Genomic DNA, 13,727 nt, shown 5'->3' on the forward strand with positions numbered 1-13,727 from the left:
GACGGCCGCCATGGCCGACGTCGCGGCGACGCTGGGCCTGGTGGCCGGGCGTTTCGCGGGCTCACGTGCGGAACCCCTGGGAACGGGGGTGCCGGGCACACTGCCCGGCACCCCGTTTTTCTTGCTTTCCGGCACCGGGGGCTTTGAGAGTACGTGGACTTTGTGTTACAAAGTGCGCAGCAACTTTGCGATTCAAAGTCCAGGAAAGGAGGACGCCATGACTGGGGGACCGGCGTTCGCACTGCACGGCCTCACCAAGCGGTTCGGGCAGGTCACGGCGGTCGGCGGGGTGTCCGTCGAGGTCGCGCGCGGCGAGGTCGTCGCGCTGCTCGGGCCGAACGGCGCGGGCAAGTCGACCACCGTCGACATGCTGCTCGGCCTGACCAAGCCGGACGCGGGGGACGTCACCGTCGCCGGCGGCAGCCCACGCGAAGCCGTCGACCGGGGGCTCGTCGGCGCGATGATGCAGAACGGCGCGCTGCTGCCGGACGTCACGGTCGGCGAGATCGTCGGCCTGATCGTCTCGACGCACGAGAAGCCGCTGCCCGCCGAAGAGGTGATCGCCCGGGCCGGTCTCGAAAAGCTCGTCAAACGCCGCTGCGGCAAGCTGTCCGGCGGCGAACGCCAGCGCGTCCGGTTCGCGCTCGCCCTGGCCGGCGACCCGCAGGTGCTCGTGCTCGACGAGCCCACCGCGGCGATGGACGTCGACGGCAGGCGGGCGTTCTGGGCGGCCATCCGCGAGTTCGCCGCCGGCGGCCGGACCGTGCTGTTCGCGACCCACTACCTCGCCGAGGCCGAGGACTACGCCGACCGCGTGGTGCTGATGCGCCACGGCGTCGTCGTCGCCGACGGCCCGGTCGCCGAAGTCCGGGCCGCGGTGTCCGGCCGGGTGCTCAAGGCCGCCGTCCCGGGCGCCACCGAGGCCGAACTGGCGCACCTGCCGGGCGTCACCGGCGTCCAGCTGCGCGGCGGCCGCGCCGAGCTGGCCTGCGCCGACTCCGACGCCGCCATCCGCGCCCTGCTCGCGGCGCATCCCGAAGCATCCGACATCGAAATCACCGCGCTCGGTCTCGAAGAGGCCTTCCTGGCGCTGACCGCCGAGGAGGTCGCGGCGTGAACACGACGTACCTGAGCCTGGAGATCAAGCGGATCGTCCGCAGCCCGCAGTTCACCATCTTCACCATCGGCATGCCGGTGGCGATGTACCTGCTCTTCGGAGCCATCTTCGGCGATTACGTACTGGACAACGGCCTGCACTCGAGCACGCAGACGATGATCGGCATGGCCGCGTACGGCGCCAGCGGCGGTGCCTTGTTCACCGGCACCCGGGTGGCGCAGGAACGCACGGACGGCTGGCAGCGCCAGCTCCGCCTGACGCCGATGCGGGGCGCCGGTTACCTTGTCGTCAAGGTCGCGTCGGCGATGGCTGTCGCCCTGCCGGTGCTGCTGGCGATCTTCTTCGTCGGCTTCCTGCGCGGGGAGCCGCTCACCATGGCCGAGTGGGGCAGGCAGCTGGTCTTCCTGTGGGCGGCCACCCTGCCGTTCGCCGTCCTCGGCCTGGCCATCGGCCTGTTCGGGAAGGGCGACACGGTCGGCGCGGTCACCGGCGCGCTGATGATGCCGCTCGGCATGCTCGGCGGCTTGTGGATCCCTCTGGAGATCCTGCCCGGCTGGATGGCGACGGTGGCGCACTTCGTGCCCACCTACTGGCTGCGCCGGGTGGGCCTCGATCCGTTGATCCACGCGTCGGGGACGTGGGTGGCGGTGCTCGTGCTCGCGGGCTGGCTGGTCGTGCCCGCCCTGGTCGTGGTGCACCGGTTCCGGCTGGACACGGCCCGGCTCTGACTGCGTGTTAGCTTCCGTGCAGCGTTGAGGGGTCTGCACGGGAGGAGGGCGAAACAGGTGGAAGACGAGCCGATGTCGGCCGAGGAGTCGCTGAACCTGATCGCCCAGCAGCACCGGCGGACCCGCCGGGAACTGGGCGGGGGCCCGGCGCGGATGCTCGCCGCCTGGGCCCTCGCCTGGATCGTCGGCTGGGGCTTCACCTACGTCACGACGTTGCCCGGCGTGGGGGTGCCCGGCTGGGTCAGCGGCGGCATCGTCGTCCCGGTGCTGTTCCTCGGCGCCGTCGCCTACACGACCTACACCAGCATCCGCACCGGCCGCGGGATCCGCGGGCCGTCCCGCACGGTCGGGGCGATGTACGGCTACGGGTGGGCGCTCGGCTCGGTCGGGCTGATGGTCGTCGACATCCGCATCACGAGTTTCCAGGCGCTGTCCACGGACCAGGTGTCGCTGCTGTGGACCGGCACGTGGCTGCTGTTCACCGGCGTGATGTACCTGGCGGGCGGCATGGTGTGGCAGGACAGGCTGATGTACGGCCTCGGCGCGTGGATGATCGTGTCGGCCGCGCTGAGCGTGCTGGTCGGCTACCCGGCGAACTTCCTCGTGCTCACCGTCTGCGGGGGCGGTGGCTTCCTGCTGGGCGCGATCGTCTACTTCGTCCGCGAGAAGACCGGCCGATGAGCGAACTGCCGCAGCTCGACCCGGTCATCCACGCCCAGGCGCGGCTGCGGGTCACGGTCGCGCTCGCCGGCCTGCGCGCCGGCGACCAGATCACCTTCCCGCGGCTGCAGCAGCTCCTGGACATGACGGCCGGTAACCTCTCGACGCACCTGCGCAAGCTCGAGGACGCCGAGTACGTCGAGATCACCAAGGCCTACGAGCACCGCACGCCGGTCACCCTGGTGCGGCTGACCGCGGCCGGGCGCGCGGCGTTCGAGAGCTACACCAAGGCGCTGCACCAGCTGCTGGACGCCACCGGCGGGGACTGACGTGGGCCGCTGGGTGATCCACCTCGACCTGGACGCCTTCTACGCGTCGGCCGAGCAGCTCACCCGCCCGACGCTGGCCGGGCGCCCGGTGCTCGTCGGCGGCACCGGGCCCCGCGGGGTCGTCGCCGGGGCGAGCTACGAGTCGCGGGTGTTCGGCATCCGCTCGGCGATGCCGATGTCGCAGGCGCGGCGGCTGCTGCCGGCGAACGGCGTGATCGTGCCACCGCGGTTCCGCGTCTACGAGCGGCTCAGCCAGGAGGTCTTCGCCGTCGTCACCGAGGTCGCGCCGGTGCTGGAGAAGATTTCCCTCGACGAAGCCTTCGCCGAACCGCCATCGCTGGTCGGCGCTTCCTTCGACGAGGTCACGGCCTTCTGCGCCGCGCTGCGGGCCCGGATCCGGTCGGAAACCGGCCTGGTGGCGTCGATCGGCGCGGGCAACGGCAAGCAGATCGCGAAGATCGCCTCCGACGAGGCCAAACCGGACGGGCTGCTGGTGGTGCCGCAGGGCACGGAACGCGAGTTCCTCGCCCCGCTGCCGGTGCGCGCGCTGTGGGGCATCGGCCCGGTCGCCGAGGGCAAGCTGCGGTTCATCGGCGTCCAGACGCTCGGGCAGCTGGCGGCACTGTCCGAACAGGACGCCGTGGCCACGCTCGGCGGCGTGGTCGGCCGCGACCTGCGGCGGCTCGCCACCGGCGCCGACGACCGCCCGGTGGCCGGCCGCGCCGAGACCAAGCAGGTCAGCGCCGAGACGACGTTCGACACCGACATCAAGGACTTGCCGACGTTGCGGGCGGAGGTCCGCCGGATCGCGGTGGGCGCGCACCGGCGGCTGCTGAAGGCCGGCCGGGTGGCGCGGACGGTGGTGATCAAGCTGCGGCACACGGACATGCACACGGTGACCCGTTCGGAGACGATCTCCGCGCCCACGGACGACCTGGCCGAGCTGGCGGCCACCGCGGAGCGGCTGCTGATCGACCCGGCGGAGTTCGGCGGCATCCGGCTGGCGGGCGTCGCCTACAGCGGCCTTTCGGTGCCCCACCAGGACGCGCTGTTCACCCTGGCCGCGCCTTCGGTGCCTTCGACGGTGGTGTCCACCGCGCCGGCGCCGGTGGCAGCATCGCCGTCGGAGTGGCGCCAGGGCGACGACGTGGTCCACGAGGAGTTCGGCACGGGCTGGGTCCAGGGCGCGGGCCACGGCCGGGTGACGGTCCGCTTCGAGCACCGGTCATCGGGACCCGGCATCGCGCGAACGTTCCCCCAGTCGGACCCGGCCCTGACCCGCGGTGAACCCGGCGACTGCCTGGCGTAGGGCCTACTCCGCCGAGCAGCCCTGCAGCTTCGCGACTTCCTGGCCCGCCAGGAGGAACGCGCCGACGCCGTAGGCCGCGGTGTCCGTGGGCTTCGCCGTGGCCGGGCGGTCGCCCACCGGCTGGACGTAGCCCACCAGGCCGCTCGGCTGCAGCGCCTTCGTCGACAGCGCCGTCCAGGCCTTGTCGACCACCGGGCGGAAGCGGGCCGGGTCGAGGACGCCCGCGGTGATGCCCCAGCCGAGGCCGAACGTGAAGAACGCCGTGCCGCTGGACTCCGGGCCGCCGTGGTCCCACGGGTTCAGCAGGTCGGAGTTCCAGAAGCCGTCACGCCGCTGGGCCAAAGCCAGCGTGGAAGCCATCTTCTTGAACACCCGCAGGTATTCCGGCCGCCGCGGGTCGCCGGCCGGCAGCACCTGCAGGACCTTCGTCAACGCCGCCAGGGCCCAGCCGTTGCCGCGCGACCAGAACACCCCGGAGCCCTTGAACCGCGCGTCGCGGTACCACAACCCGGTGAACTCGTTGAACAGCTTGTGCTCGGTGTACGAGAAGAGTGTGTGCATTGCGTCCGAATAGGACGGATCGTGGTCGATCAGGCTCATCCGCGCGAACGACGGCATCGCCATGTTCAGCGCGTCGACGTAGTTCCAGTAGTCGCGGTGCCCGGCCTGCACGGACGCCACCTCGTCGCGGATCCGCGTGCGAATCGAATCCAGGGGGATCTCCGGGTGGAAGTAGGTGTAGAGGTCCAGGTACGCCTCACCGGCCGCCTGGTTGTCCGGGAAGAACGGCCGCTTCGGGTCCTCGGGCAGCTGGTACTTGTTGGCCTGCGCCCAGGGGTAGGTCTTGTGGTTGGACTGGCCGGTGGTCCGGACCAGGGCCAGGTTGCCGACGTGGAACGTCGCGTTCTGCCAGTCCGGCGAGTCGAGGTTCGTCCCGTTGGCGACCCAGTAGTTGCCCGCGGCCACCATTTCGTCGGAAATCGTGCAGGTCGCGGCGGTCGCCACCGGGGCCGTGAAGAGACTGCCCGCCACCGCCGTGGCCGCGAGCACGCCGAAACCGCGAATTCCCGGGAAACGCATGAAAGCGTCCTCCTCCACTCATGGCGGCGGTCGTCCGCAGCGAGTGAAGCGCCTCCCGGTGGACGTGTCAAGGTGCCGATGAGCGGTACGCCGCAACGGTTTCCAGCAACCGGCGGGCCGCCGACTCGGCGCCCTCGGCGTTCTTCGCCAGCACCAGCGTCAGCACCCGGGAATGCGCCACCAGCTCCATCGGCTCGCCGTTCGCCTTCAGCGCGGCGACCACGGGCACCTGCAGCTGCGCGATCAGCGTGTTGCCCGACGCCCGGATCAGTGCCGCGTGGAACCGCGAATCGGCGTCCCGGAACCCGTCGCCGTCGTCGCGCTCGACCGCGTCGGCCATCTGCGCGTAGGCCGTCGCCATCGCCGAAAGCTCGTCGGGACGCCGGTGCTGCGCGGCGATCCGCGCCGCCTGCGGTTCGATGGCCAGCCGCAGCTCCAGCAGCTCGCGCAGGTGCTCGCGGCCACCGGGAGCGCCGACGCGCCAGGCGATGACGTCCGGGTCGATCGCGTCCCACGCCTCGGGCGGCAGCGTCCAGGTCCCGACCCGCGGGCGTGCGGTGACCATGCCCTTGGACTCGAGCACGCGCAACGCCTCGCGCACCACCGTCCGGGACGCCGAGAACCGGCGGCCGAGCTCCTCGGGGACGAGCGGCTGCCCGTCCCCGAGGACGCCTTCGACGATGAGCCGGCCCAGTTCGCCGACGATGCGGGCGTGGAGGTTCCGCGGGGGGCCCACCGCTACTCGGGCAGGCCGACGCGCCGCTCCCCGCTGCGCAGCTGCTGCAGCACGACCGCGATCACCAGCAGGGCGCCGTGGGCGACGTTCTGCCAGAACGGGTTGATGCCCAGCCCGGACATGCCGTTGTCGAGCACGCCCAGGATGACCACCGCGAGCACGGTCGAAATGATCGACCCGCGCCCGCCCTTGAGCATCGTGCCGCCGAGCGCGGCGCCGGTGACGGCCTGCAGTTCCAGGCCCTCGGACCCGGACGTCGGCTGGCCGGACCCGGTGCGGGCGGTGATCAGCACGCCCGCGATCGCCGCGACCACGCCGACCAGCGCGTACACGCCGATGATGTACCGGTTGATGTTGATGCCGGCCAGCCGCGCGGCGGTGTCGTTGCCGCCGATGGCGTAGACGTTGCGGCCGATGTCGGTGTACTTGAGCAGGAAGTGCAGCAGCGCCGCGACGATCAGGAACACCCACACCAGTGACGGCAGGCCCGCGATCGCGCCCTTGGCCAGGAAGATGAACAGGTCGTCGCCACCGGTGTAGCCCTGCGCCTTGCCGTTGGAGATCACCTGCGCGATGCCCTTGTAGGTGGCGAGCATGGCCAGCGTCGCGACCACCGGGTTGACCCGGCCGAAGATGATGATCATGCCGTTGACCAGGCCGCAGAGGATGCCGACGCCGACCGCGGCCAGGATGCCGACCTCGGCGTTGCCGGTCGAGGTGAACACCATCGCCGAGATGACCGAGGCCAGCCCGGCCATCGAGCCGACCGAGATGTCCAGCGCGCCCAGGATGATCACCAGCGTCTGCACCAGGGCCAGCAGCCCCATGATGGTGATCGCGCTGCCGATCAGCAGCAGGTTGTTGGTGCGGAAGAAGTTCTCGTTCAGCACGCTCAGCAGGATCACCAGCGCGATCAGCGTGATGATCAGGCTCGAGTTCTGCACGCCGATGCCGGTGAGCACGCGGCGCGCGGCCGACGGCTGGGGCGGCGCGGCGGGGGCCGACGTTTCCTTGGTGGGGGTACTCATGCGCCGATCTCCTGGGCTTCGTCCACGGCTGGTTCGGTTTCGGGGATGGCGAGGGTCAGCACGGCTTCCTCGGTCGCGTCTTCGCGGCTGATCTCGCCCGCCAGGCGCCCGGCCCGCATCACGAGGATGCGGTCGGCCAGCGTCAGCACCTCGGGCAGGTCGGAGGAGATGACCAGCAACGCGATGCCTTCGGCGGCGAGACCGTCGATGATCCGGTAGATCTCGGCCTTCGCGCCGACGTCGACCCCGCGCGTCGGCTCGTCGAGGATCAGCAGCTTCGGCCGCCGCGCGAGCCACCGCGCGAGGACGGCCTTCTGCTGGTTGCCGCCGGACAGCTTGCGGACTTCCTGCTCCATCGACGGCGTCCGCACGCGAAGCTCGCGTACGTACTCCTCGACGAGCGCGCGTTCCTTCGCCCGCTTCACGACCCGGAAGCGGCGAAGCCGGTCCAGGACGGCGATGGAGACGTTGTCCCGTACGGACCGCTGCATGAGCAACGCGTCCGTCTTGCGCTCTTCGGGCGCGAAGCCGATGCCCGCTTTCACGGCGTCACCCGGGTTGTGCGCGCGCAGCCGTTTGCCGTCGAGCTCCACGGTCCCGGACCGGATCGGCAGGTCGCCGACGATCGCCCGGGCCAGCTCGGAGCGTCCCGCGCCGACCAGCCCGGCCAGGCAGACCACCTCGCCCGCGCGGACCTGCAACGAGATGCCGGTGACGTCGTCGGTCGTGACGTCGGCCAGTTTCAGGACCACGTCACCGGTGTCCTGGGTGACACGGCGTTCCAGTGCCGACAGATCACGGCCGATCATCATCCGGACCAGGCCGGCCTCGTCGGTGTCCGCGGCCTGCTGGACGCCGACGAGCTTCCCGTCGCGCAGCACGGCGACGCGGTCGGCGAGCTGGAAGATCTCCTTCATCCGGTGCGAGACGTAGACGACCGCGACGCCGCTGTCGCGCAGCCGCCCGATCAGCCGGAACAGCGCCTCGACTTCGTGCTCGGACAGCGACGACGTCGGCTCGTCGAACGCGATCACCCGCGGTGGCGTGGCCGCGGTGAGCACGCGCAGGATCTCGACGATCTGCCGCTGGGCGGCCGACAGCGCGACGCCGAGCGTCATCGGGTTGAGCACGCCTTCGAAGCCGTACTCGGCGAGCGCGTCCTGCGTCGCCTTCAGCAGCGTGCGGCGGCTGAACACCCGGGCCGTCGCGGGCAGTTCGCCGACGAAGACGTTCTCCGCCACGGAAACGTGCGGGATGATCTCGGGTTCCTGGTAGATCACGCGCACCCCGGCGGCCATCGCCGCGCGCGGGGTGTCGAACGCGACCTCGGTGCCGTCCAGGAGCAGCCGGCCCTCGTCCGGGCCCTGGTCACCGGACAGCACGCGCAGGAGCGTCGACTTGCCGGCGCCGTTCTCGCCCATCAGGGCCAGGACTTCGCCGGAGCGGAACTCCAGCGAGACGTCGTCGAGGGCGGTGACACCGGAGAAGCGCTTGCCGATGCCCTCGACGGCGAGCGCGGGAGGAGAGGCGGACATGTGCGGGCCCTTCGGCGGAGGAGGCCCGCGGGCGGTGCGGCCGGCACCGCCCGCGGACAGCGGTCAGGTGCAGTTGACGCCGGCCTGCTTGTAGTTGTCCTTGTTGACGATCGTGGTCTTGGCGATCGTCTCCGCGGGCAGCTCCTTGCCGTTCTTCACCTTGTCGACCAGCACCTGGATCGCCGAGCGGCCGACCTCGGCGCCGGAGATGTAGAGCGCGGCCTTGTTGCCGGTGTCCTTGTTCGCGGCCCAGTCCTTGCAGGTGAGGTACGCGCCGAGACCGACACCGATGATGTTGTTCGCCGCCACGCCGGAGTTGGCCAGCGCGGTCACGACCCCGGTCTCGTTCTCGTCGTTGCAGCCCCAGACGACCCAGTGCTTGACGCCCGGGTTGGAGCCGATCACGGCACCGGACCGGTTCTGCGCGTCGACGGGGGAGTTGTCGGTGCCGACCTCGATGACCTGGACGTCCGCGCCCGCGGCCTTGGCGAACGCCGACTTCGCGGCGTTGACGCGGTCGGTGCAGACGGTCAGGTCCTGCTTGAACGCGCTGATGATCTTCGTGTCGGCGGCGGTCCAGTTCGCGGCCTTGAACAGCTTCCCGGCCTCGGTGCCGACCGAGTCGCCCATCTGGCTGCCGTTGAAGCCGACGAACGGGGCCTTCGCGCCGGTGCCGTCCTTGATGACGTCGTCGGAGGCGATCAGCGGGATGCCCGCGCTCTTGGCCTTGTCGATCACCTGCGGGCCGATCGCCTGGTCCGGCACGACGATGGCGACACCGTTGGCGCCTTGGGCGACCGCGGCGTCCAGTTCGGTGATCGCCTTGTTGGCGTCCTGGCCGAGGTTGACGACCTTGAGCTCGACGCCGAGCTCCTTCGCCTTCTCCTGCGCGCCCTGCGCCTGCTCGACGAAGTACTGCTGGTCGCCCTGTTTCTGCAGGTAGTACAGGGTGACCTTGCCGTTGGTGGGCGCCTGCTGCTGCGGTGCCGCGGTGTCTTTGCCCGAAGAGCAGGAGGCCAGCAGAGCGCCAGAAATCAAACAACAACCAACAACGCTCCAGGTGCGAAACCTGTGCGGGTATGTGGACATCGAGAGCTCCCATGGGGGCCGAGGTCGGGTGGGTCGGGTCGAGTTCGCGAAGTGACTCGTATTACAAAACACCCCTTCGAGGAGCGTCAAGGCGGAGTTAGCGGAGCGAGACCTACTCTGCGTAGTTTCTTGATCACCGCAGTGAGGGTGATTTATCGTATTTTTTCCGCCCTGGGCTGCACGTTGTCCGGTTTTGTCTAGTGGCGATGTTCTGATCGGTGTTGTCGACTGTGGTGGAAGTTTCACGCGACCCCGGGGACGCCGTCTCTGCCGGATTCGCCTGGCTGGCAGGATGGCCGGACCACGTTAGGGGGACCGATGACGAAGCACCGCGTCGCCGCGCTCGCCGGGGTCGCCGTCCTGGCGGCCGCGTGCAGCAGTCCGCCGCAGCAGCAGGGGCCGGCGCCGACGCCCTTTCCCGAGGCGGCCGCTTCTTCTTCCGCGGGAGCCGCCGCTCCCGAGGGGTCGTTCAGCGTCGTCGCCACGGGGGACGTCCTGATCCACCCGGCGCTGACCGAGCAGGCCGAGGCCGACGGCGGCGGGAAGATCGACTACCGGCCGCTGCTGGCCGGGATCAAGCCGCTGATCTCCGGCGCCGACCTCGGCATCTGCCACCTCGAGACGCCGCTGGCGCCGGAGGGCGGCCCGTACAGCGGCTACCCGTCGTTCAGCGCACCGCCGGAGATCGCCGACGCGATCAAGGACACCGGCTACGACACCTGCTCGACGTCGTCCAACCACACGATCGACCAGGGCGCCGAGGGCGTCACCCGGACCCTCGACAAGCTCGACGGCATCGGCGTCAAGCACACCGGCTCGGCGCGGTCGGCGGGCGAGGCCGCGAAGCCGCTGATCCTCGACGTCCACGGCGTCAAGGTCGCCCAGGTGTCGTACGCGTTCGGCTTCAACGGCATCAAGGTGCCTGCCGGGAAACCGTGGCTGGCCAACCAGATCGACGTCGACGACGTCCTCGCCGCCGCGCGCAAGGCGAAGCAGGCCGGGGCGCAGGTCGTGATCGCGAGCCTGCACTGGGGCGTCGAGTACCAGCACGAGCCGACGGCCGAACAGCGGTCGCAGGCGAAGAAGATCCTGGCGTCGGACGACATCGACCTGATCGTCGGCCACCACGCCCACGTGGTCCAGCCGTTCGAGAAGATCGGCGACAAGTGGGTGGCCTACGGGCTCGGCAACAGCGTCGCCCGCCACTCCGAACCGAAGGGCGACACGGAGGAAGGTGCGGCGGCCCGCTTCCGCTTCGTCCGCGACGGCGACCGCTGGAAGGTCGACAAGGCCGAGTACATCCCGACCCTGATCCGGCTGGAAGCCCCGATCCGCCTGATCGACTTGTCGACATCACCGCCGTCTCCCCAGGTCACCAAGGCCCTCCAGGACACGGACAAGAACATCCTGAGCCTCGGCGCCGCCAAGTCCGGCCTCACCCGCCCCGGCAAGTAACCGTGATCAGCAGGTCGACACGCGTGACGGAGAAGCCGACACGCGTGATTGAAGGGTCGACACGGCCGCACCGGCCGACCCGCGGTGTGTCGACCCTCCAATCACGTGAGTTGGCGTTCTGATCACGCGAGCTGGCGCTTCCATCACGGGGTTCAGTGGGTTCGGGTGGTGATGAGGCGGGCCAGGGAGGCGAGTTCGGCGGTGGCGCGGGAAGGCGGGCCGGTTGCGGCGAGGTCGCGCAGGGCCTTGGCCAGCAACGCCTCCGCCTGGGCCTGGCTCCACTGGCGTCCGCCCGCGGCCTCGACGAGGGAAGCCGCGCGGGCCAGCGCGATCTCGTCCAGGGGGTCGCGCCGGGCGTAGAGCGTGGCGAGGTCGGCGCCGGCGGGCGTGCCCGAAGACAGGGCCGTCACCACCGGCAGTGACTTCTTGCGGTTCTGGAGGTCCGAATACACCGGCTTGCCGGTGACGGCCGGATCGCCCCAGATGCCGAGCAGGTCGTCGACGTGCTGGAACGCCAGGCCCACCGCCCGGCCGAACGCGCCGAAGCGGTCCGCGCCTGCCGGTCCGGAGGCCGCCCCGAGCGTGCAGGCCGCGCCCAGCAGGGCCGCCGTCTTGCCCTCCGCCATCCGGACGCACTCGCCGGGGGTGACGTCGTCGCGTTGCTCGAAGTCCAGGTCCGCGGCCTGCCCTTCGAGCAGGGCCAGCGTCGCCGCCGACAGCACCTTCGCGTTCGCCGCCCCGCTCGGCGCCAGTACCTCGAACGCCAGGCTCAGCAACGCGTCCCCGGCCAGCACGGCCGGCCCGGTGCCGAACACCGTCCACGCCGTCGCGCGGTGCCGCCGGGTGGTGTCGCCGTCCATGACGTCGTCGTGCAGCAGCGAGAAGTTGTGCACCAGCTCGACCGCGACGGCGGCCGGCACGGCGTCGGCCGCTTCCCCGCCCGCGGCTTCGGCGCACAGCAACGCCAACGCCGGCCGCAGCGCCTTGCCGCCGTCGGTGGCCGCCGGCCGCCCGTGGGCGTCCTGCCAGCCGAAGTGGTAGGCGGCGATCCGCCGCATCGCCTCCGGCAGGCGTTCGGCGGCCGCCCGCAACGCCGGGTCGACGAGCCCCTTGCTCCACGCGAGGACGTCGGCGAGCGGACGGGCCGCGGTGCGCGTGTTCATGGTGGTCATCAGCGACCGACCTGGACGTCGTCGAGAGCGCCGAGGGCGTCGGGGACGAGGACGGCGGCGGAGTGGTAGGCGCTGACGAGGTAGGAGGTGATGGCTTGGTCGTTGGTGTTCATGTTGCGGACGTTCAGTCCGGGTTGGTACTCGTCGGGCAGCGATTTCGGGCGGAGGGCGATGACGCCGGCGTCGTCTTCGCCGGTGCGCATGGCGAGGATCGAGGTGGTGCCGGAGGGGCTGATCGGGATCTTGTCGCAGGGCAGGATCGGGACGCCGCGCCAGGCGGTGACGGGCTTGCCGTCGAGGACGGTGGTCTCGGGGTAGATGCGGCGGCTGGTGCATTCGCGGCCGAAGGCGGCGATCGCCTGGGGGTGGGCGAGGAAGAAGCGGGTTTTGCGGCGCCGGCTGAGCAGGTCGTCGAGGTCGAGCGGGGTGGGCGGGCCGGTGCGCGTGGTGATGCGCTGTTTGAGGTCGGTGTTGTGCAGCAACCCGAAGTCGGTGTTGTTGACCAGTTCGTGTTCCTGCCGTTCCCGCAACGCTTCCACGGTCAGGCGCAGCTGTTGTTCGAGCTGGTTCATCGGTTGGTTGTAGAGGTCGGCGACGCGGTTGTGGACCCGCAGGACGGTCTGGGCCACGGCCAGATCGTATTCGCGGGGTGCGGGGTCGTAGTCGACGTAGGTGCCGGGCAACAGCGGTTCACCGTCGTGACCGGCAGCCAGGTCGATCGCGGCTTCCCCCTTGGCGTTCTGGGGTTTCCGTGGCCGTGACAGCGCTTCCGCGACATGGGTGCGGAGGGCCTCGGACCGGCCGTTGAGACGCGCGTAAACCGCGGCGGGCAGGACGAGGGCGGTGACGCGGGTGGCGGCGCGGGCGGTGAAGGTCCAGGTGCCGGGGTCGGGGGCGAGGAGTTCTTCGCCGAAGTGGTCGCCGTCGGTGGCGGCGCCGAGGAGGAGGTCGTCGCCGTAGGGGCCGGTGCCGTGGCGGGTGACTTTGCCGTGGGCGAGGAGGACGAGCGCGTCCCGTGGCGAGCCGGCGGTGAAGAGCGTGTCGCCGGGTTCGTACTCGCGTTGCTCGAAGGCATCCGCCAACGCACCCAGGGCTGTTTCGTCGCCGAAGCCGCGCAGCACGGCGAGTTCCGTGAGTTCGGCGGGGACGACGTGGACGCGGGCGCCGGTGTTGTAGAAGGAGAGCTTGCCGTCGCCGAGGGTGTAGGTGAGGCGCCGGTTGACGCGGTAGGAGCCGGCGGGGACTTCGACCCAGGGGAGCTGGGACAGCAGCCAGCGGGTGGTGATGCCGCGCATCTGCGGCAGCGTTTTGGTGGTGGTGGTCAGTGTCCGTGCCGCGCGAACGCTCAGCGACAGCTGCACCGACGCCGTTTCTTCGGTGACGGTCACGACGTTTCCCGGCCGATTTCGGCGCTTTCGAGGACGGCGAGGGCGTCGGGGACGAGGACGGCGGCGGAGTAGTAGGCGGAGACGAGGTAGGAGATGATGGC

At 70.6% G+C, this 13,727-nt stretch carries 14 protein-coding genes; 6 read left to right on the plus strand and 8 right to left on the minus strand.

Annotated features, from left to right (window positions below; genetic code table 11):
• Positions 1–217: 217 nt before the first annotated feature.
• From ACFVYA_RS46595 to ACFVYA_RS46615, 5 genes are read left to right on the plus strand one after another with little or no spacing between them, the layout of a single operon-like run.
• Complete coding sequence (locus ACFVYA_RS46595) at positions 218–1,117, plus strand: ABC transporter ATP-binding protein (RefSeq protein ID WP_387054605.1); 900 nt, start codon at positions 218–220, stop codon at positions 1,115–1,117.
• Complete coding sequence (locus ACFVYA_RS46600; protein ID WP_387054607.1) at positions 1,114–1,845, plus strand: ABC transporter permease; 732 nt, start codon at positions 1,114–1,116, stop codon at positions 1,843–1,845. Before ACFVYA_RS46595 ends, ACFVYA_RS46600 begins: the two co-directional genes overlap by 4 nt.
• Before the next feature lie 57 nt (positions 1,846–1,902).
• Positions 1,903–2,526 carry a hypothetical protein gene (locus ACFVYA_RS46605; RefSeq protein ID WP_387054609.1) on the plus strand — a complete coding sequence of 208 codons (624 nt, stop codon included), beginning with the start codon at positions 1,903–1,905 and terminating at the stop codon, positions 2,524–2,526.
• The gene (locus tag ACFVYA_RS46610) at positions 2,523–2,834 is read left to right on the plus strand and encodes a transcriptional regulator (RefSeq protein ID WP_285988840.1); all 312 of its coding nucleotides are present in this window, start codon (positions 2,523–2,525) and stop codon (positions 2,832–2,834) included. The genes ACFVYA_RS46605 and ACFVYA_RS46610 overlap by 4 nt, the downstream gene beginning before the upstream one ends.
• Position 2,835: 1 nt before the next feature.
• A complete protein-coding gene (locus tag ACFVYA_RS46615) occupies positions 2,836–4,143 on the plus strand; it encodes a DNA polymerase IV (protein ID WP_387054612.1) in 1,308 nt (435 codons plus the stop codon).
• A 3-nt stretch (positions 4,144–4,146) separates the two neighbouring features.
• Here the strand turns inward: ACFVYA_RS46615 and ACFVYA_RS46620 are convergent, their stop codons facing one another.
• The 5 genes from ACFVYA_RS46620 to ACFVYA_RS46640 all read right to left on the minus strand — a co-directional run bounded on the left by ACFVYA_RS46620 (position 4,147) and on the right by ACFVYA_RS46640 (position 9,560).
• A complete protein-coding gene (locus ACFVYA_RS46620) occupies positions 4,147–5,223 on the minus strand; it encodes a glycoside hydrolase family 88 protein (protein WP_387054614.1) in 1,077 nt (358 codons plus the stop codon).
• 67 nt (positions 5,224–5,290) lie between these two features.
• Positions 5,291–5,959, minus strand: coding sequence for a FadR/GntR family transcriptional regulator (locus tag ACFVYA_RS46625; RefSeq protein ID WP_387054616.1), 669 nt, complete (start codon positions 5,957–5,959; stop codon positions 5,291–5,293).
• A gap of 2 nt (positions 5,960–5,961) precedes the next feature.
• Positions 5,962–6,987, minus strand: a complete 1,026-nt coding sequence (locus ACFVYA_RS46630) for an ABC transporter permease (protein WP_285988844.1) — start codon at positions 6,985–6,987, stop codon at positions 5,962–5,964.
• Entirely contained in the window at positions 6,984–8,522 is a 1,539-nt protein-coding gene (locus ACFVYA_RS46635) for a sugar ABC transporter ATP-binding protein (RefSeq protein WP_387054619.1), read from the minus strand. The genes ACFVYA_RS46630 and ACFVYA_RS46635 overlap by 4 nt, the downstream gene beginning before the upstream one ends.
• A gap of 63 nt (positions 8,523–8,585) precedes the next feature.
• Positions 8,586–9,560, minus strand: a complete 975-nt coding sequence (locus ACFVYA_RS46640; protein ID WP_387054621.1) for a substrate-binding domain-containing protein — start codon at positions 9,558–9,560, stop codon at positions 8,586–8,588.
• Positions 9,561–9,929: 369 nt separating this feature from the next.
• Between ACFVYA_RS46640 and ACFVYA_RS46645 the strand changes: the two genes are divergently transcribed.
• A complete protein-coding gene (locus ACFVYA_RS46645) occupies positions 9,930–11,066 on the plus strand; it encodes a CapA family protein (RefSeq protein ID WP_387054623.1) in 1,137 nt (378 codons plus the stop codon).
• 152 nt (positions 11,067–11,218) lie between these two features.
• On the opposite strand, the gene ACFVYA_RS46650 is transcribed toward ACFVYA_RS46645, so the two are convergent.
• The 3 genes from ACFVYA_RS46650 to ACFVYA_RS46660 are packed head-to-tail and all read right to left on the minus strand — an operon-like array spanning position 11,219 to position 13,724.
• Positions 11,219–12,238 (minus strand): family 2 encapsulin nanocompartment cargo protein polyprenyl transferase, encoded by a 1,020-nt coding sequence (locus ACFVYA_RS46650; protein ID WP_387054625.1) that lies wholly within the window; start codon positions 12,236–12,238, stop codon positions 11,219–11,221.
• Positions 12,238–13,626: a family 2B encapsulin nanocompartment shell protein gene (locus ACFVYA_RS46655; protein ID WP_387054627.1), complete on the minus strand. Its 1,389-nt coding sequence runs from the start codon at positions 13,624–13,626 to the stop codon at positions 12,238–12,240. Before ACFVYA_RS46655 ends, ACFVYA_RS46650 begins: the two co-directional genes overlap by 1 nt.
• On the minus strand, positions 13,623–13,724 hold the full coding sequence (locus ACFVYA_RS46660; protein ID WP_387054629.1) for a hypothetical protein: 102 nt from the start codon (positions 13,722–13,724) through the stop codon (positions 13,623–13,625). Before ACFVYA_RS46660 ends, ACFVYA_RS46655 begins: the two co-directional genes overlap by 4 nt.
• Between the last annotated feature and the right edge of the window lie 3 nt (positions 13,725–13,727).

The sequence above is a fragment of the Amycolatopsis sp. NPDC058278 genome, assembly GCF_042881395.1.
In the GTDB taxonomy this organism is placed as follows: Bacteria; Actinomycetota; Actinomycetes; order Mycobacteriales; family Pseudonocardiaceae; genus Amycolatopsis.

Coding starts and splice junctions, on each gene's coding strand:
- ACFVYA_RS46635 (WP_387054619.1), bottom strand. CDS start 8,522: ATGTCCGCCTCTCCTCCCGCGCTCGCCGTCGAGGGCATCGGCAAGCGC.
- ACFVYA_RS46620 (WP_387054614.1), bottom strand. CDS start 5,223: ATGCGTTTCCCGGGAATTCGCGGTTTCGGCGTGCTCGCGGCCACGGCG.
- ACFVYA_RS46630 (WP_285988844.1), bottom strand. CDS start 6,987: ATGAGTACCCCCACCAAGGAAACGTCGGCCCCCGCCGCGCCGCCCCAG.
- ACFVYA_RS46645 (WP_387054623.1), top strand. CDS start 9,930: ATGACGAAGCACCGCGTCGCCGCGCTCGCCGGGGTCGCCGTCCTGGCG.
- ACFVYA_RS46610 (WP_285988840.1), top strand. CDS start 2,523: ATGAGCGAACTGCCGCAGCTCGACCCGGTCATCCACGCCCAGGCGCGG.
- ACFVYA_RS46650 (WP_387054625.1), bottom strand. CDS start 12,238: ATGACCACCATGAACACGCGCACCGCGGCCCGTCCGCTCGCCGACGTC.
- ACFVYA_RS46595 (WP_387054605.1), top strand. CDS start 218: ATGACTGGGGGACCGGCGTTCGCACTGCACGGCCTCACCAAGCGGTTC.